A 23,836-nucleotide genomic window follows, 5' to 3' on the forward strand; every position below is an offset into this window, starting at 1 on the left:
TATTAGTTTATTTTGGTGCAAATTAAAACTATTTTGTTATCTTTTACATCAGTTGTAAAAAAACAATACAAATTACCTCCACTTTTTATTTTCCATTTTTTTCTAATGTTTTCTACTGTTTCCTGAAAATTGCGAGTTGTGACATTTGCCTGTTTATTTGCAAGTTCATTTTTCATCTCGTTTTTGTTGTACGAAATGGCTTTTTGAACTTCAAATTTTCTTCCTGGAAAATCAATTAATTCATCAGAAGTATACAAATGAGAATGTTTATGAAGTTTGTCAATTTTAAAAGCAATACTTACTTCATCAAAACCGCCAGATTTCATAATAGCGACATTTGGTTCATAAAGATATTTCTTTGGAAAATCAAAAGATGGGAATGAGATTTCTTCGCCTAAAACAAATTCAAAAGTTTCTATTTTTTCTTTTAAAATATTGGCGGTTTTTAAAGTTATTCTACCAGAATAACTTTTGTGAATCTCAAAAAGCAGTTCTTTAACTTCATTTTCGAGCGCTATAATATGAATGTTCTTGACATTTTTTAATTCTGATAATCCTGCCGAAATATCTAATAATGGCGCAGTTTTAATTAAAATAGAATCTGATTTTTCAAAATAAAAATCAAGCAGTTCAGGAACATTTGGAAGACAATCTTTCAGCATGAAAACTTTGCCTTTGCTGTCGTTCCTCCTTGAAGGATCAATATAAATCCAGTCAAATTTTTGATTCGTTTCTTCCAATAAATGAATAGAATCTCCAGCATGAAAAGTGCAATTTTCAACTTGCAATTTTTTGAAATTTTGCGAAACAATAGCAGATAATTCTTCATTGATTTCGCAATGCGTTATCGATTTAAATTTCTTCGAAAAATAATAATCATCGACACCAAAACCTCCAGTTAAATCAATTAAAGATTCACCAGAAATTAAAGAAGCTTTGTAAGCGACTGTTTTTTCTGAAGAGGTCTGTTCTACAGATATTTTGCTTGGATAAATTATATTTTCAGCAAGCAAACCAAGACGGAAGTTTTTCTTTAGCTTTAGTTCGGGCTTCAATTTGGTTTAAAATTAAAATCCAATCTACTTCTGGAAATGGATTTTTCTGCAGTGCCAATTTTGTTATATCTGCACCAGTATTTTGGGTTATAAATTCCTGTATATCTTGATGCAAAATAGAAATGTTCAAAACTATATTCTTTCGGTTAATGTGGAGACAATTTTGTTTTCAGGAAAAAATTCTTTTAAAATTACTTTTATCATAGTAAACAAAGGAACGGCAATGATCATTCCGACGATTCCAAATGTAATTCCGCTGATTAAAGTAATGAGGAATATTTCCAGAGGATGCGAATTTACGCTTTTTGAAGAAATTATCGGTTGACTGATATTATTATCAATTGCCTGAACCAATAAAAAGCCAATTACGACATAAATTGTTGTCGGAAGAATTTGCGATTGAAAATCTTGACCTATTAAGCTAATCATGGTTAAAAGTGCGACTAAAATAGTTCCAATAATTGGCCCTATATATGGTATAACATTCAGAATAGCACATAAAAAGGCAATTACAAAAGCGTTTTTATTTCCAAAAATCATTAAAACAATTAGATACAAAATAAAAACAACAGTAAGCTGCAAAGAAAAGTCCAATAAAATATCGTGTTAGTAAATGATTTATTTTAGTGATAGAATTTAAGATTTTGTCTTCGTTTGTGTCAGGAAGTATTCTGCGGGCTTGAGCTTTAAAAATCTCCTGATCTTTTATAAAGAAAAAGGTGATGAAGAAAACAGAAACCAATCCCATTCCCATATCGGCCATAAAACTTATTATTGAATTGATAAATCCAGTAAAATAGCTAAAATCTAACATAGAGGTTAGTTTAGAATCTTTTATGACTTTATTTAAGTCAACATGCTGAATATTAAAATATTGTTCAATGCTTTGTTCTGTTTGTATAAATTGTGCCTGAAGATGTGCTGTGTCTAGAAGAGATAAATTGTTGGCTTGAGAAATAATTAACGGAACAAACAATAAAATAAAGCCTACAATCAGGAAAATGAACAAGATAATAGTTGTTGTTGCGGCCAATGAATTGCCAAACTTTAGCTTGTTTTTTAAAAATAAAACTAGTGGGTTGGCAATTAAACATAAAATTAATGAGATGCATAGATAGACAATTACCGTCTGAATTTCATATAAAAAATAAAGCACAACTGCTATAATTAAGATTACAGCGAGCGCTCGTAAAATTCCATTTGCAATAATTTTTGATGTTATCATTAATTCAAGTTTTAGAGCATAAATATAGGAAAAAGCATTCTAAAATTTAACATCAAACAAAAAAAGCGAGATGAAAACATCTCGCTTTGATTGACTTTTTAATTCTACTATTGCGCAAATGTCTGCTCTAGCACCTCCAGTTGTAAAAATAGCCGATATTCTGCTTTTTTGCCCTGCCGAAAACATATACATTGCAAGATCGTCAACATAGTCCATGTAGTTCATTGTCATTTCTACTGGCGTTCCAGAACAAGTACTGTAATGTGGGTAAGCAGGAACTCCATAGTTTGCATCATTATGAGTAGGAGTATCTGCAACAAGATCGCTTCCGCAAGTTGCGTCTCCCCAAATGTGACGTAAATTCATCCAGTGGCCAACTTCGTGTGTAGCCGTTCTTCCTAAGTTGAATGGAGCGTTTGCAGCGCCAGATAATCCGAAATAGCGAGAATCAATTACCACACCATCAGTAGATGAAGCACCGCCAGGAAATTGTGCATAACCTAAAATTCCACCGCCAATGTTGCAAGACCACATGTTTAATTTTGTAGTTGGAGAAGTAGGAGCAATTCCGCCTTGTGCAGTTTTTTTCATTGCATCATTTGTTCCCCAAGAAGTCTTAGTTGTAGATTTTCTAATAACTTGATCCAAAACAAATGTAATTCCGATGTTTGCTTTAACTCCAGCAAATAATGCAGGCACATTATTATAATCTGAGTTTAAAGCATTAAAATCTTTGTTTAAAACATCGATTTGTGATTGAATTTGTGCATCCGAAATGTTTTGTGCAGCAGTTCTATAAAGAACATTAACCACAACTGGAATTTCGATTTTTCCATTTACCAAACGGCCTGTAAAATTTGAACCTGCATGTTGTGTAGTAAAAGTTTCAATTTCGTTCATTCTAATAGCTAATGAAGGATCAGCTTTCAATTGAGCTTCTAAAACTTCTTGTGTTGCGCATCCTCTTCTAGAAGCAACAGTTGCATCTGCATTGGCAGAATCAGATTGTTCATTTTGACAAGCAAACAGCATTAATGCTGCAAATGTGGTAATAATAACTTTTTTCATAATAATTTGGGTTTTTGTTATAAAAATGTTGATTAGTTGAATAATGCAACAATTTTATAACAAAAAAATATTGTAGAAAAATATTACAAAGATTATTTTGTGAGAAATTTTATAAACCCTTACAAATACTGATTCCTACAAAAATTGAATATAAAATATTAATAAGTTATTTCTTTCTTTTTCATTTTTTTAATGCATTACGTCTTGATTATTTGCAGTTTAACGATTTTTTTGTATTTGCAGAATCAGTAAATTTTTGACTTGAGGGAAGAAAAAAACGGTTTTAAAGTATGTCTTACAAAGAAGTTATTTCATAAAGTGCAATACTTGCAGCACTGAACCACATTCATACTGCTGTTTTTGCCAAACATATTGATATGTACAATTTGATGAGAAAGTTTTAGAAGTTCCTCAGAAATTCCATTAATTTCACTTCCAATCAAAAGAGCGATTTTTTTGTCGAAAGGAATCATAACTTCTTTTAAGGGTTTACTATTCGAAGTGATTTCTAAGGCAATAATTTCAAAATTATTATCAAGTAAATAGGATTGAAGTTCACCAAAATCTTCAATAACAGAATGAGCCACATGAAGATGAGTACTGCGTGAAGTTTTATTGATTTTACGTGGTGTCAGCGGAATATCTTTTCCGAAAAATATAATATTTTCAACTCCAAAAGCTTCAGATATTCTGAATAAAGAACCAATATTCTGTTGAAAGTAAATATGATCGCATATTAAAGTAATAGGAAATGTTTTTCTTTCAAATTGATTTTCTTCGTGAGTTAGTCGCACTTTCTAAAATTTAATTGGTAAAAATATAATTGATAATGTTGGCGCCCATTTTTAGCGCTTTGTCTCTTACGTTTGCAGGATCGTTATGAACTTCAGGATCTTCCCAACCATCACCCAAATCGCATTCGTAAGTATAAAGTAAAACAAGTTTGTTATCAATAAAAATTCCGAATGCCTGCGGACGAGTTCCATCATGTTCGTGAATTTTTGGCAATCCGTTTGGAAAAGGAAATGGTTTCTGAAAAATTGGATGATTTGCTGGAAGTTCAACTAAATTATTATTCGGAAATATCTTTTTGATTTCTTTTCTGATAAATTGATCCATTCCGTAATTGTCATCGATATGCAGAAAACCTCCAGCCGTTAGATAATTTCTTAAATTGGTTACGTCAGCATCGCTAAAAACGACATTTCCGTGACCAGTCATATGTACAAATGGATACGAAAGTAAATCTGGATTGCTTGGTTCTACAGTAGAAGGTTTGCTTTTAATACGGGTATTAATATTAGCATTGCAGAAACTGATTAAATTTGGCAATGATGTCGGATTTGCATACCAATCGCCGCCGCCGCTATATTTAAGCAAAGCAATTTCTTGCGAAAAAGAAGAGATTGAAAAAAGTAATAATAAGTAAAATATTTTTTTCATTTGATTTTTTAAATTATAGGGCTTTACCGTACTATTTCTCTTTCGTCGAAATGACAAAATTGTGTTTAATTAGAAACTTCATTAAAGAAAACAACACTATGACAAGCCACAACCGCCGCTGTTTCTGTTCTTAAACGCGTATTTCCTAAAGTTACAGGTTTGTAATTGTTTTCTATTGCCAATGCAATTTCCTTTTCAGAAAAATCGCCTTCTGGGCCAATTAAAATCGTAACATCTTCATTTGGTTTTAAAACCTCTTTTAGTGACTTTTTATCCGTTTCTTCGCAATGCGCAATTAATTGTAAGCCATTTTGTTTTTGTTTAATGAACTCTTTATAAGAAACAGCTTCATTTAATTTTGGAAGAAATGTTTCGTTGCATTGTTTCATTGCTGATAAAATGATTTTTTCGAAACGATCACGATTAATTACTTTTCGTTCAGAACGATCACAGAAAATAGGTGTAATTTCTTGAATGCCAATTTCAGTTGCTTTTTCTAAAAACCATTCAAAACGATCATTCATTTTAGTTGGCGCGACAGCCAAATGCAAATGAAATTTTGGCTTTTCGGCATTTTTTATAGAAAGTACTTCAACGGTACATTTATTATCTGAAGCCAGAGTAATCTGAGTTTCAAATAATAATCCAAAACCATTGGTAACATGCAGAATATCTGAATCTTTTTTTCGAAGAACTTTTATAATATGACGGCTTTCTTCTTTATCAAAAGAAAAACTTTCGGTTGTTTCGTCTATATTCGGATTAAAAAATAACTGCATGATTAAAATTCGATTCTTGCTTTAGAAACTACAGCAGAAGTTTCAAAACGATTAGATAAGTATTTTTGGTATCCTACAATTCCAATCATTGCAAGATTATCTGTTGTATATTCAAATTTCGGAATAAAAGTTTTCCAACCGTATTTGCTTTCAGTTTCTTTTAAAGTTGCTCTGATTCCAGAATTTGCCGAAACTCCTCCGCCAATAGCAATTTGAGTAATTCCAGTTTCTTTTACAGCCAATTTTATTTTATCCATCAAAATTTCGATAATGGTGTGTTGAATAGAAGCGCAAATATCATTTAGATTTTCTTCAATAAAATTTGGATTCTGCTGTTTGTTTTTTTGAATGAAATACAAAATAGCTGTTTTCAATCCTGAGAAACTAAAATCTAATCCCGGAACTTTAGGTTTTGTGAAAGGAAAGGCTTTCGGATTTCCTTCTTTCGCATATTTATCAATCAAAGGTCCACCAGGATAAGGAAGTCCAAGAATTTTTGCGCTTTTATCGAATGCTTCACCAACAGCATCATCTGTAGTTTCTCCAATGATTTCCATATCAAAAAAACTATTCACTTTTACAATTTGAGTATGTCCACCACTGATTGTTAAGGCTAAAAATGGAAATTCTGGTTTGTCATAGCCTTCTTCATCAATAAAATGAGCTAGAATATGAGCATGCATGTGATTTACAGCAATTAGAGGCACGTTTAAGGCTAACGATAATGATTTACTGAAAGAAGTTCCCACCAATAGAGAGCCCATCAATCCTGGCCCTTGCGTAAATGCGATTGCGCTTAGCTGTTCTTTTTGTACATTTGCTTTGCGAAGTGCGGCATCTATCACTGGAACAATATTCTGCTGATGCGCGCGTGAGGCCAATTCTGGAACTACGCCTCCATATTGGTTGTGAATTAATTGATTGGCTACAACATTTGACAATACTTTGTCGTTATGTAAAACCGCGGCAGCAGTATCATCGCATGAACTTTCGATGGCTAGAATAAAAACCTCTGGATTTTGCATATAAAGGCACAAATTTTGAATTATATTTGACAAATCAAATTATTAAATTTCTTTGATTTAAGCAGTGCCCCAAAATTAAAGAATTTTTATCAAAAACAGCTGTTCTTTGTCTGTTCAAAATAAATTTAAAAGAAACTAAAATTAAAGAAGCTATCAAAAAAGTAAAGAAAATAATATCACGAACCCTAATTGGGTTGATTTTACTTTTGTTAGCGCTTGCTATCATACTATCTCTTCCTGTCGTTCAGACACAGATTGCTAATTATGTTACCAACCGATTAAACGAAGATTACAAGGTTAATATTAATGTCGAAAAAACGGCAATCAACATTTTTGGTGGAGTAAAATTGAAGAAAGTAACGATTTTAGATCATCATAAAAAAACGATGATTTATTCGGATATTATTACTACCGATATTGCCAGTTTCAGCAGACTGTTAGATGGAGATTTGATTTTTGGAGATTTACGTTTGACAGGCTTGATTTTTAATCTGAAAACTTATAAAGGCGAAGACGAGAACAATATCAATAAGTTTATACAAGCTTTTGAAGTTGAAGATACACCTAAGAAAAAATCAACAAAGCATTTTTTGCTGACGGCTAAAAATGGTTATATAGAAAAAGGAAGATTTTCTGTTATTGATGAAAATAAAACGACTCCAAAGTTTCTAGATTTTACAAAATTAAACGCTTATATCAGCGAGTTTAAATTGTATGGGCCAGATGTAAATACAAACATTCACCGATTTTCGTTTATGGATCACCGTGGTTTGTATGTTTCTAATTTTGCAGGGAAATTTAGTTATACCAAAAAACAGATTATAGTCGAAAATCTGGCTATTAAAACCAAAAGATCTTCCATTTACGGTGTGGCAATTCTAAATTACAAGCCTTCAGATTTTCTGGATTTTACAGATAAAGTTCGATTTGATGTGTTGATAGATTCTTCTTCTATTGCAACAAACGATATTCGTCATTTTTACGATGGTTTAGGCAAAAACCAGCATTTTAAGCTAAAAACAAAACTAGACGGTCCGCTTAATAACATGCTGTTAACAAGGTTAAGATTAAGTGATACAAATGGGTCAAAAATTAACGGAACAATTAATTTTAGAAATCTTTTTAGGCAGTAAAGACCAGAAGTTTTCTATGGATGGAAAATTTGACAAGTTGCTTTCTAGCTATGATGATCTAGTGGTGCTACTTCCTGAGGTTTTAGGAAAAAGGCTTCCGAAAGAAATGAAAAAAATCGGTAAGTTTAATATTGTTGGAAAAGCAAAAGTTTCGACTACAGCCTTAGAAACAGATTTTAAAATGGCAACCGATCTTGGGAATGGACAAGTCGATCTTCATATGAATAATATGGATTTTATTGATAAAGCTTCCTACTCTGGAAATATCATTTTGACAAACTTTGATGTTGGTGCTGTTTTAAGCCGAAAAGATATTGGCAGAACTACTTTGAATCTAGATGTGGATGGAGTTGGTTTTACTGAAAAATATTTGAATACTGTTATAAAAGGAGACATTTCGAAATTAGATTACAATAAATACACCTATAATAATATAGTAGTAAACGGAAATTTTAAGCTTCCTTATTATAAAGGGCAAATTGCTATTAATGATCCTAACTTGAATTTAAGTTTTGATGGTTTGCTAGATTTGAGCAAAAAAGAAAATCGTTATGATTTCCATATCAATGTCGAAAATTCGGATTTGCGAAAACTTAAATTTGTTGGCGATTCGATTTCTCATTTTAAAGGCGATGTTGTCGTTCAGCTATCTGGAAATTCTATTGAAAATCTGCAGGGTGATATTTTTATTAATGATGCAGAATATCAAAATCCAAAATCGACTTATGTTTTTGATCAAGTAAATCTGAATTCAAGTTTTGATGCTGATCGTTTGAGAACGATTACCATCAGTTCAAATGATGTTGTCGACGGAAAAATTGTGGGTAAATTTAGATTTGATCAATTAAATAAATTGGTCATGAATTCAGTTGGTAGTTTGTACACCAACTATAAACCTTACAAAGTTAAAAAAGGACAGTTTTTAAATTTCAATTTCCGTGTTTATGATAAAGTGGTCGAAATGCTTTATCCAGAAATTAATATTGATTCGTCTACAGTTGTTAGAGGGAAAATAGATTCTGATTTACAAGAGTTTAAATTCCGTTTCAGATCTAAAAAAATCACGGCTGATAAAAATACATTTGATAACATCCGTATTAATATTGACAATAAGAATCCGCTTTATAATGCTTATGTTGAGTTAGACAGTATAAAAACACCTTATTATAAAATACGAGATTTTAATTTGATTAATGTTACCGCAAATGATACTCTTTATGTGCGTTCGGAGTTTAAAGGAGGAAATGAAGGTGAGGATTACTTTAATCTAGATTTGTATCATACCATTGATAAGAATAAAAATAATATTATCGGAATCAAGAAATCTGAAATGAAGTTTAAAGACTATCTGTGGTACTTAAATGAAAATGCTGAAAAAGATAATCAGATTATAGTTGATCAGTACTTTAAAAATTTCTCATTTGATAATATTGTTTTATCTCACGAAAACCAAAAAATTGATCTAAACGGAGTTATAAAAGGCACCGATTATAAAGATCTGGTCCTCACTTTTGAAGATGTTGATATTAATAAAATTACACCGGTAAATTCCAAATTTGTATTTGATGGTAATTTGAATGGAAATGTGAACTATAAGCAGAATAAAAATGTTTATCAGCCCACGGCATCCATTAAAATTGACCATCTTGTGATGAATAAGACGGAATTGGGTACGCTTAATTTTGATATTTCGGGAGATGAGAATTTTAAGAAATTCACAGTTAATTCATCGATCCAAAATGGCTTTACCGAATCGTTTCGAGCCAACGGAACTTTTGCTATTGAGAATAAAGAAACAATCATGGATATGAGCTTGAAGCTGGAAGGTTTCAATTTGGCTACATTAGGAACTATAGGAGGTGATGTTATCTCTAATGTTAGAGGTTCTGTTTCTGGAAACGCGGCTGTTATTGGAAATTTGAAAAAACCTGAAATCAATGGACGTTTGTATGTTGAGAAAGCAGGAATGACAATTCCGTATCTAAATACTGATTATGAACTGAGTGATCGAACCGTAATTGATTTAACTAACGAAAAATTCTTGTTTAGAAATAATCAGTTGACTGATACTAAATATGGGACAAAGGGTTTGCTGAACGGAAGTATCGAGCATAATAATTTTGGTGATTGGAAATTAGATTTAAATGTTACTTCTAAACGATTAGTTGCATTGGACACAAAGGACAGTGAAGATGCTCGCATATTTTGGAACAGCCTTTATAAATGGATCTGCTAGTATAAAAGGTCCTGTTGAAGCTCTTTTTATTAAAGTAGATGCAAAATCTGAAAAAGGTACTGAGGTTAAGATTCCAATCAATAACACGCAAAGTGTTGGAGAAAGTAGCTGGATTCATTTTGTGACGCCAAAAGAGAAGTACAATCTAGCTAATGGAATTGTTGAGAAAACAAGAGATTATAACGGACTTGAACTGGAATTTGATTTTGATATTACACCAGATGCCGAAGTAGAAGTTATTCTAGATCGAAATTCTGGTCATGGTATGAAAGGAAAAGGATACGGATCGCTTTTGTTTAAAATTAATACATTGGGTAAATTCAATATGTGGGGAGATTTCCAGGCATATGAAGGAACTTATAACTTTAAATATGGCGGACTTATCGATAAAAAGTTTACGGTTAAAAAAGGTGGTTCGATTATTTGGGAAGGAAACCCGATGCGTGCTCAGTTAAATTTGGAAGCAGTTTACAAAACCCAAGCCAATCCGGCAGTACTTTTAGATAATACTTCTTCATTTAATAAAAAAGTTCCTGTAGAGGTCGTTATCGGATTGAGAGGAGATTTGGCGAGTCCAGAACCAAATTTTGATATTCAATTCCCTTCTGTGAGTAATGTTTTAAAATCGGAAATACAATATAAGCTTGATGACAAAGATATTCGCCAGACGCAGGCACTCTATCTGCTGTCGACAGGTTCGTTTATGAGTACTGACGGATTTAGTCAGGGAGATTTCTCTGGAACATTAACAGAAACGGCTTCAAGTTTATTAGGAGGGATTATCAAATCAGATAATGATAAAGTAAATATTGACTTAAATTATATCGCCGCAGATAGAAGGACAGGGCAGGAGGTTGATGGTCAGTTTGTGGCCAATATATCGTCTCAGGTAAATGAACGAATTACGATTAATGGTAAATTGGGAGTTCCTGTTGGTGGTGTAAATGAATCTGCAATTGTTGGAGATATTGAGATTTTATATCGTGTAAATGAAGATGGAACAATGAATCTCCGTTTATTCAATAAGGAAAATGATATTAATTACATAGGACAAGGAATTGGTTATACACAAGGAGTCGGTATTTCTTATGAAGTAGATTTTGATACCTTTAGCGAGCTTGTAAATAAGTTATTTAAAAGCCATAAAATAGAAAAAGCTGTAAAAGGTTCTTCTGCCGATCAAATGCAGGATTCTTATCTAAATCCGGATTACATGAATTTTACAAGTAAAAAAGATTCGGAAAAGAATAAGAAGAAAGCAAAAGAAGATGAGGAGAAAAGAAAGAAAGAAGAAGAAAAGAAGAAAAAAGAACAGCAGGCACCAACTAATAATCAAGGATTGATTCCAGATAACGATTATTAACACTTTGTTAAAAATCGGCATTTATAAAACCATTATTCTCATAATGGTTTTTTTGTGCTAAATTTAGGCACTCTAATAAAATTTTCCATGTGAGCAGGAAATTCTGATTTTTATAACACTTCATCAGGGTATTGTTAATTTTGACGATTTAATTAAAAAAATAGCGTTTTATTATTTTTAATGAAATTTTTTCCTAGAAAAAACTTATTAACGAAAACGTTTGAATTTAACAGATTTTATTAATTTATGATAATCGTAACCCGAAAAGTGCTGAATGTTTGCTAATTTTACACTTTAATACTTAAATAATGCCAAAAACAATAAAAAAAGTAGGTGTTCTTACCTCAGGAGGAGATTCACCTGGAATGAATGCTCGCAATACGATCAGTTGTTCGAACTTGCGCATACCATAATATAGAATGCATCGGAATTTATAGAGGGTATCAAGGAATGATTGAAGGAGACTTCAAGGAGATGGGACCACGTAGCGTAAATAATATTGTAAACAAAGGTGGAACGATCTTGAAATCGGCTCGTTCAGTTGAGTTTAGAACCCCTGAAGGTAGAAAAAAAGCACACGACAACCTTGTTAAGGCAGGTGTTGATGCTTTGGTTGTTATTGGTGGTGATGGTAGTTTTACTGGAGGATTAATTTTTAATTCAGAATTTGATTTCCCAGTTATGGGAATTCCAGGTACAATCGATAATGATATTTATGGTACAAGTTTTACTTTAGGGTATGATACTGCTTTAAATACTGTTGTAGACTGTATTGATAAAATTAGAGACACTGCAAGTTCTCATAACCGTCTTTTCTTTGTAGAGGTTATGGGTAGAGATGCAGGTCATATTGCTCTTAATGCAGGTATTGGTGCAGGAGCAGAAGAAATTCTTATTCCTGAAGAAGATCTAGGTTTAGATCGTCTTTTAGATTCGCTTCAAAAAAGTAAAGCGTCAGGAAAATCATCTAGTATTGTTGTAATTGCTGAAGGAGATAAAATTGGTAAAAACGTATTCGAATTAAAAGATTATGTTGAAGCTAATTTGCCAGAATACGATGTGCGTGTTTCGGTGTTAGGACACATGCAACGTGGTGGTTCTCCATCTTGTTTTGACCGTGTTTTAGCAAGCCGTTTAGGAGTTAAAGCTGTAGAATCTTTAATTGAAGGAAAATCGAACTATATGGTTGGACTTCGTGAAGATAAAGTAATCTTAACACCACTTGAGCAAGCTATTAAAGGTAAATCAGAAATTGATAGAGAATTGTTAAGAGTGTCTGACATCATGTCGACATAACCAATATAAAGTTTAAAAAAGAAAGAGAAGTTTATTGTGAGGAAATTAGACTTTGAATTAGTGTAATAAAAACAAAAGCAAAAATTTAGTAAAATGTCAAAAGTAAAATTAGGAATAAACGGATTTGGACGTATCGGAAGAATCGTTTTTAGAGAGTCTTTCAATAGAGATAATGTAGAAGTTGTTGCAATCAATGACTTGTTAGACGTAGATCACTTAGCTTATTTATTAAAATATGATTCAGTTCACGGTCGTTTCAACGGAACTGTAGAAGTTAAAGAAGGAAAATTATATGTAAACGGAAGAAACATCCGTATCACTGCAGAAAGAAATCCTGCTGATTTAAAATGGAACGAAGTTGATGTAGATGTAGTAGCTGAATGTACTGGTATCTTCACAACTATCGAAACTGCAAGTGAGCACTTAAAAGGTGGTGCTAAGAAAGTTATCATTTCTGCTCCTTCTGCTGATGCTCCAATGTTTGTAATGGGAGTTAACCACGAAACTGCAAAAGCTTCTGATTTAGTTGTTTCTAACGCTTCTTGTACTACAAACTGTTTAGCTCCTTTAGCTAAAGTTATCCACGATAATTTCGAAATCGTTGAAGGTTTAATGACTACTGTTCACGCAACTACTTCAACTCAAATGACAGCTGACGGACCTTCTAGAAAAGACTGGAGAGGTGGACGTGCTGCTGCAATCAACATCATTCCTTCTTCAACAGGTGCTTGCAAAAGCGGTTGGAAAAGTTATCCCATCTTTGAATGGAAAATTAACTGGAATGTCTTTCCGTGTTCCTACTGCTGACGTTTCTGTAGTAGATTTAACTGTAAAAGTTGCTAAAGAAACAACTTACGAAGAAATCTTAGCTGTATTGAAAAAAGCTTCAGAAAACGAAATGAAAGGTATTTTAGGATATACTGAAGATGCAGTTGTTTCTCAAGACTTTATTTCTGATAAAAGAACTTCAATCGTTGATGCTGGTGCAGGAATTGGTTTGAACTCAACTTTCTTCAAATTAGTATCTTGGTATGACAATGAGTACGGATACTCAAGCAAATTAATTGATTTATCTGTACATATTGCAGGTTTAAAATAATAATATATATTTTTGCAAAATCCCGTTACTTATAATAACGGGATTTTCTTATTTTGTTACCTCTATAATTAATGTAAAAAACACACTTTTAAATTAAAAATAGAAAACCTAATTCCAAAAACTAAACAAATGAAATTAATAGTTGATAGTGGATCTACTAAAGCCGATTGGATTGCGATAGATGATAATGGAAAAGTATTATTCACAACACAAACTTTAGGATTAAATCCTGAAATTCTAGACGAGCCAGAAATCATTGAAAGATTAAATGACCGTTTTGATATCTTACAAAACAAAAAAAATGCTACACATTTATTCTTTTATGGTGCCGGATGTGGTACTGATAGAATGAAAGAGTGGTTAAAAAGAATTTTCCAAGAGTATTTTTCTAACGCAATTGTAGACGTTCAAGAAGATACTTATGCGGCAGTATATGCAACAACTCCAAAAGGACAAGAAGCTATAGTTTCGATCTTAGGAACAGGTTCTAATTGCAGTTACTTTGATGGAAAAGTGTTGCATCAAAAAGTACAATCATTAGGTTACATCGTAATGGATGATTGTAGCGGTAACGTTTTTGGAAAAGAATTAATTAGAAAATACTATTTTAATAAAATGCCTAAAGAATTGGCTGTTGAACTTGAAAAAGAGTACGACGTTGATCCAGATTTTATTAAAAACAAATTATATAAAGAGCCAAATCCTAATGCTTATTTAGCTACTTATGCTAAATTCTTAATTAAGCATAAAGATACTGAGTTCTGCAGAAAAATCATTTTCAAAGGAATGAAGTCTTTTGTTAAAAATTACATCAAACAATTCGATAACTGCAAAGAAGTTCCAGTACATTTTGTTGGTTCTATTGCATTTTATTTGAAAGATGAATTGCAAGAGACATTTAATAAATATGAACTTCAATTAGGGAATGTTTTAAGAAGACCTATTGATGGATTAATTGCTTACCATGTCGCTAATCAATAGTTCTGGTTTTATGGAAATTGCCATTATTGCTCATGATGGAAAAAAAGCAGATTTAATTGATTTCTTAATCAAAAATGAAGCTGTTTTACACAATGAAAAAATAAGGCTTATTGGTACTGGTACTACTGGAGGAAAAGCAGAAGCTGCTGGATTTAAAACTCAGAGAATGCTTTCTGGACCTCTTGGAGGCGATGCGCAAATTGCAGGAAGAGTTGCGGAAGGAATTACGCAGATGGTTTTCTTTTTTAAAGATCCCTTGTCAAGTCATCCGCATGAAGCAGATATTAACATGCTAATTCGCGTTTGCGATGTGCATAATGTGCCGCTGGCAACCAATGAAGCAACGGCACAATTATTATTAGATGCTATTGCACAGCAATTATAGAAATTTCTACATTAACATTTTTTGGCAAACATGCCACTTGAACCGTTTCACGAGCTGGAGCGGTTTTTTCGTTAAAATAAGATCCGTAAACGGTATTTATTGCTCCAAAGTTGTTCATGTCCATAATGAAGATTGTTGACTTTACAACGTTCTCAAAAGTCATATTTGCAGCTTCAAGAATAGCGAGCAATGTTTTTCATCACTTGATCGGTCTCGTCGTTAATATTGTCTGTAATCAATTCTCCTGACTCAGGATTGATTGCAATTTGTCCAGAGGCATAAAGTGTGTTTCCAGACAATACGGCTTGATTATACGGTCCGATTGGAGCCGGAGCTTTCTCGGTAAAGATGATTTTTTTCATAATGAAATTATTTTGATTCGAAAGTAGTTTATCTGTTAGAAACGCTTCGTTTGTTCCATTTGATATCGCTAAGCATACCAGATTTAATTCCGATGAAGAAGTTCCAGTTAGAATTCGTTCCTAATGGTTGCCAGTTAAAGGCCATTCTCCAACTTAATAAATCTCTTTCAAAACGGAATTGTGTAAAGGTAACTCCTTTTTGTACAAAGTCGTAACCTGTAGAAACACCGGCTTTCCATTTAGGAGTAAGATCGGTATTGACAGAAATCATAATCGAATTACCAGAAATAGTGCTTTCTCGCTTTACGTTTGAATACGTTAACGAATAGGCAAGTGTCATGTCCCAAGGGACTTTAGAGTTGAAGAATTCTGTAATTACATCATCTTTTTCAGGCTCGTTAGCGAACTGGCTGTTACGGCTGTCGTTTAAGTCGGTATTTGTACCAAACAAGTCATCGCTTCGTCCTCCGTTCCGCTGACTTTGGGTATTCTTTTCTTTCTCTTTTCCGGTTCCTTTATTAGAGAATGAGTAGTTTACAGTTACGTTTGCACTAGTCATTCTAAATAAACTTCCTCCATTGTCAATATTGAATTTGTCAATTTTGTTACCTCCATTATCAATTGCATATGGGTCTAATGTGGCTCCAAAGTTCATATTCATTTTATTGTCAAAAAACTGTGTTCCACCACTAACCAATACAGGTTGCCAGCCAAAAGTAGATTTGCCATCAGCATTAAAATTGTAACTTGTGCTAAAGTTTAAGTTGTTTAGCAACATTATTTTTTTAGGCTCTGTTTTTGTACTGTCTCGGTCTCTTACTTTGGCTTCAAAAGTATTACTTAAGGCAAAACCAACAATATTAGAGTTGTCTTTTCCAGGTGCTCCAAATAATCCGTTTTCAAATCTAGTATATTCAGAAGTAATTCTTCCAGAAGCATCGACTCCATAAGTGTCGTAGTATCTTTCAAAACTTGGCGTATAAGCATAAGTTATACTTGGACGCATTACGTGTCTAATTGACTGAATTCTTTTGTCGTCTCCGAAGTTAAAAGTTCCGTAGATCGTTGTTCCTAAATTGGTACTGAAATTATAAGTTCTATAAGAGTCAAAACCGTTTATAGATTTATTAACTGTTTGTCCTGCAGTAGGATCGTACTCTTTTTGGATTGTTTTGTTAACCCATGTTTCTTGATAGGTTGTAGACGCTCCAGCACTAAAATATTTGAAAATCTTAAAGTTAGTGCTCAACGGAATAGTCTGTTGTAATCCTAATTGCGCATCGTCAAACATCTGCGGTTTAAAAAACAAAGAATCTTTTGTTTTAAAGTAGTTTTTACCGCTTACATTATATTGTAAGTTGATGTTTTTGATTAATCCTTTCTTTACACCATCTTTTCCAACAAAAGGATAAACACGATCGATACTTCCTTGTAAGGATGGAAGAGTCATAATAATGTCTTCTGTTTGCGTATTCTGGCTATGTGTTGCAGATAACGAAATACGTGAGCCAGGAATGGTGTTGAAAGTTTTGTTATATGAAATAGATGAACTTAATGTGTTATTTAAATTTGATCCAATATTTGCTTGATTGATCGACTGTTTGAAATACTTACTACTACCCATGTTGACAGAAGCAGAAAAAGTTGAATTTGGATTTGATTTTGTGTCTTTAGAATGCGACCATTGTATATTATAGATACTTTGTTTTGAATAATCAGGATACCCGCGCTCACTGCTAATTAAATTCTCAAAACGGATATTGACATTTCCTCGGTACTTATATCGAGTAGCATATGCAGATTCAAAACGCATGGCGTAACTTCCGTTGGTGTAATAATCTCCAAGTACAGTTAAGTCGTAATTGTCGCTTAACGCAAAGTAGTAACCTCCATTCTGCAATGAAAATCCACGTGTGTTAGAATCGTTATAACTCGGAATAATAATACCAGAGACGCTTTTTTCTTTGCTTAAAGGGAAAAAACCATAAGGTAATGCAAGTGGTGTAGGAACATCAGCAATTACCATTTGCGTTAAACCGGCAACAATTTTTTTGCCTGGTACAAATTTAATTCTGCTGGTTTTGAAATAATACTCAGGATTATCAATATCTTGAGCCGTTGTAATAATTGCTCCTTTTAAGAAGTATACAGAGTCATTCTCTTTTTTGGTAACAGAAGCTTTAATATTTAATTCTCCTTGTTTTGTTCTTGAGTTATAAATTAAAGCTTTTTTAGTTTTAAAATTAAAACGGATCGAATCTGGCTGTACCTCACTTGATCCTTGTTTGAAGTTCGGAAATTGTGTTAGTACTCCTGCAGAATCCTTAATTCTTCCTGCATAAACTTCATCTTTTTCGTAATTAAGAACAATTATACCCGATTTTAATTCGACATCTTTATAGTATAATTCTGCTTCATTATATAAAGTGATCAGCTTTTTTTTCTGATCAATTTTAGCATAGTCTTTTGCTTTGTATCTTACTTTTCCATCCAAAAAGTCTTTTTTGGTTTAACTGTATCTAGTTTTATGGTATCTGTAATTGCAGGATTTTCTTTATCTGTTTGTTTTACAGCAGGTAAAGGCTTTTTTTGTTTTTTATTTCTTGCGAGTATATATTACCACAACCTATAGTTAGGAAAAATGATATTAAAACGATATTAAATAAGTTTGTGTGCAAAGGTTTAAATGCTATTTTTGTAAAATTATGGCTTGTTTTTTGACATGTCAAACTTACATATAATTTTTTGGCAAAAATAATCAATTCTAAAAATTATAACAGCTGCATTTTATTAAAATTAACTTTTAGATTTATGAATAGAATTAACAAATTTAAGGTAATATTTACTTTATTTCTAATAATATCGTCCTTTTGTGCTCATAGTCAGTCAAATGTGTTTAAGGTAACACTTGATGCCGGACATGGAGATCATGACTTTGGAGCTGTTTACAGTGGACGAATTGAAAAAAATATTGCTTTAGCTATTGTTTTGAAGGTAGGAAAGATTTTAGAGCTAAATCCTAATGTTAATGTAATTTATACTCGAAAAACAGATGTTTTTATAGATTTGGTAGAGAGAGCTAATATTGCAAACAGAGCAAATTCGAATATTTTTGTGTCTATTCACTGTAATGCAAACAAAAATACAGCAGCCGACGGAACAGAAACCTATGTTATGGGTTTAAGTAAAGTAGCATCAAACCTTGAAGTCGCGAAAAAAGAGAACTCTGTAATTACATTAGAGAAAGATTATAAACGTAAATATGAAGGTTACGATCCTAATTCTCCAGAATCTATGATTGGTATGACTTTAATGCAAGAAGAATATTTAGATAATAGTATAACGCTTGCTACCAAAATAGAGGAAAATTTTGAAAAATTAGGAAAAAAACTTCGTCATGGAGGAGTAAAACAAGCGCCTTTTATGGTACTTCACAAAGCATATATGCCAAGAGTTTTGGTTGAAACTGGCTTTGTGTCGAACCCAACAGAAGGAAATATTTTGAATTCTGAAGAAGGTCAAGATGATATTGCGAAAGCAATTGCAGAAGCAATCTTAAGTTACAAACGCGAATATTTTGGGACAGGAGCGGAAGCTACTGAGAGTCGGCCCGTAAGAGACACTACTCCTGCAAAACCTAAAACAAGTGCGCCAGTTGCAGTAGCGAAGAATAGTCCAAAAGGGACTTTTTTTAAAGTACAGCTTATTGCAAGCATCAAAAAAACACCTTTAGAACCTAAAAACTTTAAAGGATTGAAAAATGTAACGATGGTATATGAAAACAATATTTATAAATATTTCTACGAAGAAACTTCAAGTTACGAGACAGCCCAAAAATATCTGCAAGAAGCTAAAAGTAAAGGATATGGCGCTGCATTTTTAGTAGCAACTAAAGATGGTGAAAAAATCAGTATTCAGGACGCGATTAAATAATAAGCTCAAGTTCGAATATTTATATTAATTTTGTACAAACACTTAGAATTTTGAAACTAACAAGAGAAATTAAAACGGCTATTTTAGTCATCGTATCTATTTTATTATTTATCTGGGGATATAGTTTTTTAAAAGGCAGAGATCTTTTTACTAATTATACCGTATTATACGCTGAATATGATAATGTTGAAGACTTAGCACCATCAGCTCCAGTAACACTTAACGGACTTGCAATTGGTAAAGTAAGTAAAATTACAATTGATGAAGTAACTGGTAAATTATTGGTTGAACTTCAGCTTAAAACAGATTTTCCAATTTCTAAAAGCAGTACAGCCGCAATTTATTCTCCAAGTTTAATTGCAGGAAAACAAATTAAAATCATTCCAAATTTTGCTGACAAAGAATTAGCTGAAGACGGACAGAAATTAACTTCTACTGTTGAATTGGGGTTGACAGAATCATTAGGAGGAAAAATAGAGCCAATTCAGCAAAAGCTTGATAAAATGCTTTTGAATATTGATAATTTGGTTACAGGATTAAACAATACTTTAGACAAGAATACTCAGGAAAATCTAAAGAAAACAATTGCTGAGTTGAGTCAAACAATGCAACAATTTCATAAAGCATCTGGCAGTCTTAACAATATCTTAGATACCAATAAAGGTCAGATAAATGGAATGGTTACAAACTTCAATAAAATGTCTGGCAACTTCAATAAGATTTCAGATTCATTGAACAAGGCAGATTTAGGTAAAACAGTTCGTAACTTGAACCAAACTTTAGCTAAAGTTGATGTTTTAATGAGTAATTTGAATTCTGGAAAAGGGACAGCAGGAAAAATACTTAACGATGAGGCATTGTACAATAACCTGACTAAAACTTCAAAAGAGCTAGAATTGTTATTGCAAGACCTTCGTCTTTATCCAACCCGTTACGTAAACGTTTCTCTTTTTGGAAAGAAAAACAAACCATACGTAGCACCAACAGAAGAAACAAACTCAACTGATAAAAAATAAGTATAAATGAGTTATTTAGATAATATTTTATTCGCAGTACTTCTTATAGTAGGTTTCGGTTTTTTTGCAGCTGAGCGTAAAAAAAATCATCCGAAATATTAATTTAGGAGTCGATGTAGATCGAAAAGATAATCCTAAAGCTCGTTGGAAAAACATGGCCTTGATTGCTCTTGGGCAATCAAAAATGGTGAGACGCCCTGTTGCTGGAATACTGCATATCTTTGTATATGTAGGTTTTATAATTATCAATATTGAATTACTTGAAATCATTATTGATGGACTTTTTGGAACTCATAGAATTTTCGCACCCTATTTAGGCGTGGTTTATGACGTTTTAATTGCTTCGTTTGAAATTTTGGCAATACTTGTAATTATTGCTGTAGTAACGTTTTGGATTAGAAGAAATGTAATTCGCTTAAAGCGTTTTATTAATTCAGACTTGAACGGATTTCCAAAAAGTGATGCCAATTACATTCTGTATTTTGAGACAGTTTTAATGATTCTGTTTTTATTGATGAATGCTTCAGATTTGCATTTGCAGAATGTTCCAGGTGGATATTCTCATTTTCATAAAGCAGGAAGTTACCCAATAAGCCAGTTTATTGCTCCAATTTTTAATGGTACATCTAATGAAGCTGTTGGATTATTGTTTGAAGTTTTTTGGTGGTTGCATATTGTTGGTATTTTAGTTTTTATGAACTATTTATACTTTTCAAAACACTTGCATATTCTTTTGGCTTTCCCGAATACGTATTTTGCAAACTTAAAACCAGAAGGGCAATTTGATAATTTGGCTTCTGTGACAAAAGAGGTGAAATTAATGATGGATCCAAATGCTGATCCGTTTGCGGCAGCTCCGGTTGATGAAAACGCGGCTCCGAGTAAATTTGGTGCAAGCGATGTTCAGGATTTAAACTGGGTTCAGTTATTAAATGCTTATACATGTACAGAATGCGGACGTTGTACTTCGTCTTGTCCAGCAAATCAAACGGGTAAAAAATTGTCTCCACGTAAAATTATGATGGATACAAGAGATCGTTTAACAGAAGTTGGTAAAAATATCGATGCCAATAAAGGTGTATTTGTTCCAGATAATAAATCACTTTTAAACGATTATATTACTCCAGAAGAATTATGGGCTTGTACCTCTTGTAATGCTTGCGTTGAAGAATGCCCTGTAAATATTAGTCCGTTATCTATTATTATGGATATGCGTCGTTACTTGGTTATGGAACAAAGTGCTGCTCCAATGTCATTAAACGCAATGATGACTAACATTGAAAATAACGGTGCACCATGGCAATATAGCCAGCAAGACCGTTTAAATTGGAAAAACGAGAATTAAGATTTATTGTTTAATCGGTTAGTTGTTTAACCGTTTGATCGATTTTAAAATAATATTTCGGTTTTTATAGAATTGTCATACTGCTTTTAGCAATTAAACAATTTCACGATTAACCGATTAAATAAAAGTGAGAGAAATGTCAGAAAATTTAGTAGTACCAACAATGGCAGAAATGCTTGCCGAAGGAAAACAACCAGAGGTTTTGTTTTGGGTAGGTTGCGCAGGAAGTTTTGATGATAGAGCAAAAAAAATTACTAAAGCGTTTGTGCGTATTTTAAACCGTACTAATGTTTCTTTTGCAGTTTTAGGTACAGAAGAGAGTTGTACTGGAGATCCTGCAAAGAGAGCTGGAAATGAGTTTTTGTTTCAGATGCAAGCTATGATGAATATCGAGGTTTTGAATGCTTATGAAGCTAAAAAGATCGTTACAGCTTGTCCACACTGTTTTAATACTTTAAAAAATGAATATCCTGAATTAGGAGGAAACTACGAAGTGATTCATCATACAGAATTTTTGAAATCATTAATTGATGATGGAAGATTAACTGTTGAAGGCGGACAATTTAAAGGTAAAAAAATCACTTTTCATGATCCTTGTTATTTAGGTAGAGCAAATAAAGTTTACGAAGCGCCAAGAGATTTAATTCAGAAATTAGACGTTGAATTGGTCGAAATGAAACGTTCTAAAGCAAATGGCTTATGCTGTGGAGCAGGAGGAGCACAGATGTTTAAAGATGCTGAACCTGGAAATAAAGAAGTAAACGTTCTTCGTACAGAAGATGCATTAGAAGTAAAACCAGATATTATTGCTTGCTGGTTGCCCGTTCTGTAATACAATGTTGACAGACGGAATTAAGCATCAAGAAAAAGAAGGACAGGTAAAAGTGCTGGATATCGCTGAATTAATTGCGAATGCACAGGATTTGTAGTCTGAGGTTCTAAGTTACTAAGATGCTAAGGTTCTAAGACTAAATCTTAAAAATCTAAAATCAACAATCTAAAATCTAAAATTAAAAATGTATATACCTTTTGAAAATTTACCAGGTGAATCTAGAGTTTGGATTTACCAGTCGAACAGAAAATTTTCTGAGGAAGAGTTTTCTGAAATCGAAACAGATTTAAAAGCTTTTGTAGAACAAATGGGCTGCGCACGGCACAAGTCTAGAAGCTTCATTTTTGTTAAAATACAATAGATTTATAATATTGGCAGTAAATCAAGATGTTCAAGCTGCTACAGGTTGTTCTATTGATAGTTCTGTTGAATTTATTCAAAGTTTAGAGAAAAAGTACAATGTTGATTTATTGGATAAAATGAATGTTACTTTTAAACTAGGCGAACATATTGCGCATAAACCATTAATTGATTTCAAGAAAATGGTAAAAGATAAATCAGTTTCTGAGAATACAATTGTTTTCAATAACTTGGTAAACAATATTGAAGAATTCAATGAGTCTTGGGAAGTTCCTGCAGCTGATAGCTGGCACAGCAGGTTTTTTTAAGAGTGTTTAAAATATATTTAAAAGGCATGAAATTTAGATTTTGTGCCTTTTTTTTATGGTTTGAAGTTTTAGGTTTCAAGTTTAAAACCTGTTAGGTTTAGTTGTGTAAGGAACTTTGTCAAAGTTGGGTAATGCTGTTTGTGAATTAAACCCGACAGGTTTTTAAAACCTGTCGGGTTTCGTTGCTTAAAGAACTTTTGTAAGGGATGAATTATAAAGTCGGTTTGCGCATTTTTGTCATTTCGACGAAGGAGAAATCTCCGTTAGAAGCTCGACAAAGATTGCTTTTTCGTTGCGGAGCTACTTGTTGAGATTTCTCCTTCGTCGAAATGACAATGATTGTGGTTATTTTGTGTAATACTAATGTTTCTTACAATCTTGGTTTTAAACTTTGGCAAGTAGGCAAGAAAGGCTCTTATGAAAACAAAAACGTCTAATCTAGCCCCGATGGGAGCGGTATCTCCCGATTTAGAAAAACAAGGCTTTTTCAGCCGTAGTTTTTGTTGATCGGGAATTTAGCGGACAGCGGGACTAATGTTGTTTTGACCGATATTGTTCTGCTTCTAAAAAATATTTATCAACCAGAGTTAAT

11 protein-coding genes and 10 pseudogenes are annotated in these 23,836 nt (G+C 32.8%); 12 read left to right on the forward strand and 9 right to left on the reverse strand.

What is annotated here, in order from left to right; translation table 11 throughout:
* Positions 1-2: 2 nt before the first annotated feature.
* The 7 genes and pseudogenes from P5P87_RS24965 to tsaD all read right to left on the reverse strand — a co-directional run bounded on the left by P5P87_RS24965 (position 3) and on the right by tsaD (position 6,595).
* Positions 3-1,185: pseudogene (locus P5P87_RS24965) on the reverse strand (THUMP-like domain-containing protein).
* Positions 1,186-1,187: 2 nt separating this feature from the next.
* Positions 1,188-2,280: pseudogene (locus tag P5P87_RS24970) on the reverse strand (AI-2E family transporter).
* 39 nt (positions 2,281-2,319) lie between these two features.
* A complete protein-coding gene (locus P5P87_RS24975; RefSeq protein WP_278020985.1) occupies positions 2,320-3,348 on the reverse strand; it encodes a zinc metalloprotease in 1,029 nt (342 codons plus the stop codon).
* Positions 3,349-3,643: 295 nt separating this feature from the next.
* A pseudogene (locus P5P87_RS24980) lies at positions 3,644-4,142 on the reverse strand (TrmH family RNA methyltransferase).
* Positions 4,143-4,152: 10 nt separating this feature from the next.
* Positions 4,153-4,791, reverse strand: coding sequence for a DUF4159 domain-containing protein (locus P5P87_RS24985; protein ID WP_198856323.1), 639 nt, complete (start codon positions 4,789-4,791; stop codon positions 4,153-4,155).
* A 65-nt stretch (positions 4,792-4,856) separates the two neighbouring features.
* Positions 4,857-5,570, reverse strand: a complete 714-nt coding sequence (locus P5P87_RS24990) for a 16S rRNA (uracil(1498)-N(3))-methyltransferase (RefSeq protein ID WP_198856322.1) — start codon at positions 5,568-5,570, stop codon at positions 4,857-4,859.
* Between the two features lie 2 nt (positions 5,571-5,572).
* On the reverse strand, positions 5,573-6,595 hold the full coding sequence (gene tsaD / locus P5P87_RS24995; RefSeq protein WP_278020986.1) for a tRNA (adenosine(37)-N6)-threonylcarbamoyltransferase complex transferase subunit TsaD: 1,023 nt from the start codon (positions 6,593-6,595) through the stop codon (positions 5,573-5,575).
* Between the two features lie 194 nt (positions 6,596-6,789).
* Here tsaD and P5P87_RS26025 point away from each other — a divergent pair, with 194 nt between their 5' ends.
* From P5P87_RS26025 to P5P87_RS25020, 7 genes and pseudogenes are all read left to right on the forward strand, one after another.
* A complete protein-coding gene (locus tag P5P87_RS26025) occupies positions 6,790-7,728 on the forward strand; it encodes an AsmA family protein (protein ID WP_340696599.1) in 939 nt (312 codons plus the stop codon).
* Positions 7,676-9,964: a translocation/assembly module TamB domain-containing protein gene (locus tag P5P87_RS26030; protein WP_340696600.1), complete on the forward strand. Its 2,289-nt coding sequence runs from the start codon at positions 7,676-7,678 to the stop codon at positions 9,962-9,964. The genes P5P87_RS26025 and P5P87_RS26030 overlap by 53 nt, the downstream gene beginning before the upstream one ends.
* Positions 9,921-11,327: a translocation/assembly module TamB domain-containing protein gene (locus tag P5P87_RS26035; protein WP_340696601.1), complete on the forward strand. Its 1,407-nt coding sequence runs from the start codon at positions 9,921-9,923 to the stop codon at positions 11,325-11,327. The genes P5P87_RS26030 and P5P87_RS26035 overlap by 44 nt, the downstream gene beginning before the upstream one ends.
* A 308-nt stretch (positions 11,328-11,635) precedes the next feature.
* Positions 11,636-12,623 (forward strand): annotated as a pseudogene (gene pfkA / locus P5P87_RS25005) (6-phosphofructokinase).
* Between the two features lie 93 nt (positions 12,624-12,716).
* Positions 12,717-13,722, forward strand: a pseudogene (gene gap, locus P5P87_RS25010) (type I glyceraldehyde-3-phosphate dehydrogenase).
* Between the two features lie 129 nt (positions 13,723-13,851).
* Complete coding sequence (locus P5P87_RS25015) at positions 13,852-14,703, forward strand: N-acetylglucosamine kinase (RefSeq protein WP_198856318.1); 852 nt, start codon at positions 13,852-13,854, stop codon at positions 14,701-14,703.
* 10 nt (positions 14,704-14,713) lie between these two features.
* Complete coding sequence (locus P5P87_RS25020; RefSeq protein ID WP_044048067.1) at positions 14,714-15,088, forward strand: methylglyoxal synthase; 375 nt, start codon at positions 14,714-14,716, stop codon at positions 15,086-15,088.
* Here the strand turns inward: P5P87_RS25020 and P5P87_RS25025 are convergent.
* Together P5P87_RS25025 and P5P87_RS25030 are read right to left on the reverse strand one after the other, a co-directional pair.
* Positions 15,069-15,450 (reverse strand): annotated as a pseudogene (locus P5P87_RS25025) (RidA family protein). The gene P5P87_RS25020 and the pseudogene P5P87_RS25025 sit on opposite strands and share 20 nt — an antisense overlap.
* Positions 15,451-15,478: 28 nt before the next feature.
* Positions 15,479-18,212 (reverse strand): annotated as a pseudogene (locus tag P5P87_RS25030) (putative LPS assembly protein LptD).
* A gap of 49 nt (positions 18,213-18,261) precedes the next feature.
* Between P5P87_RS25030 and P5P87_RS25035 the strand changes: the two are divergent.
* The 5 genes and pseudogenes from P5P87_RS25035 to P5P87_RS25055 all read left to right on the forward strand — a co-directional run bounded on the left by P5P87_RS25035 (position 18,262) and on the right by P5P87_RS25055 (position 23,244).
* Positions 18,262-19,383 carry an N-acetylmuramoyl-L-alanine amidase family protein gene (locus P5P87_RS25035; protein ID WP_278020987.1) on the forward strand — a complete coding sequence of 374 codons (1,122 nt, stop codon included), beginning with the start codon at positions 18,262-18,264 and terminating at the stop codon, positions 19,381-19,383.
* 50 nt (positions 19,384-19,433) lie between these two features.
* Complete coding sequence (locus P5P87_RS25040; protein WP_278020988.1) at positions 19,434-20,399, forward strand: MlaD family protein; 966 nt, start codon at positions 19,434-19,436, stop codon at positions 20,397-20,399.
* Positions 20,400-20,405: 6 nt separating this feature from the next.
* Positions 20,406-21,744 (forward strand): annotated as a pseudogene (locus P5P87_RS25045) ((Fe-S)-binding protein).
* Between the two features lie 136 nt (positions 21,745-21,880).
* Positions 21,881-22,673 (forward strand): annotated as a pseudogene (locus P5P87_RS25050) ((Fe-S)-binding protein).
* Positions 22,674-22,760: 87 nt separating this feature from the next.
* Positions 22,761-23,244: pseudogene (locus tag P5P87_RS25055) on the forward strand (ABC transporter ATPase).
* Positions 23,245-23,836: the final 592 nt, after the last annotated feature.

Origin of the sequence: Flavobacterium ginsengisoli (genome assembly GCF_029625315.1) — a bacterium.
GTDB lineage: Bacteria > Bacteroidota > Bacteroidia > Flavobacteriales > Flavobacteriaceae > Flavobacterium > Flavobacterium ginsengisoli.

Coding starts and splice junctions, on each gene's coding strand:
- P5P87_RS24975 (WP_278020985.1), bottom strand. CDS start 3,348: ATGAAAAAAGTTATTATTACCACATTTGCAGCATTAATGCTGTTTGCT.
- P5P87_RS26035 (WP_340696601.1), top strand. CDS start 9,921: ATGCTCGCATATTTTGGAACAGCCTTTATAAATGGATCTGCTAGTATA.
- P5P87_RS24985 (WP_198856323.1), bottom strand. CDS start 4,791: ATGAAAAAAATATTTTACTTATTATTACTTTTTTCAATCTCTTCTTTT.
- tsaD (WP_278020986.1), bottom strand. CDS start 6,595: ATGCAAAATCCAGAGGTTTTTATTCTAGCCATCGAAAGTTCATGCGAT.
- P5P87_RS26030 (WP_340696600.1), top strand. CDS start 7,676: ATGGGTCAAAAATTAACGGAACAATTAATTTTAGAAATCTTTTTAGGC.
- P5P87_RS25015 (WP_198856318.1), top strand. CDS start 13,852: ATGAAATTAATAGTTGATAGTGGATCTACTAAAGCCGATTGGATTGCG.
- P5P87_RS25035 (WP_278020987.1), top strand. CDS start 18,262: ATGAATAGAATTAACAAATTTAAGGTAATATTTACTTTATTTCTAATA.
- P5P87_RS24990 (WP_198856322.1), bottom strand. CDS start 5,570: ATGCAGTTATTTTTTAATCCGAATATAGACGAAACAACCGAAAGTTTT.
- P5P87_RS25020 (WP_044048067.1), top strand. CDS start 14,714: ATGGAAATTGCCATTATTGCTCATGATGGAAAAAAAGCAGATTTAATT.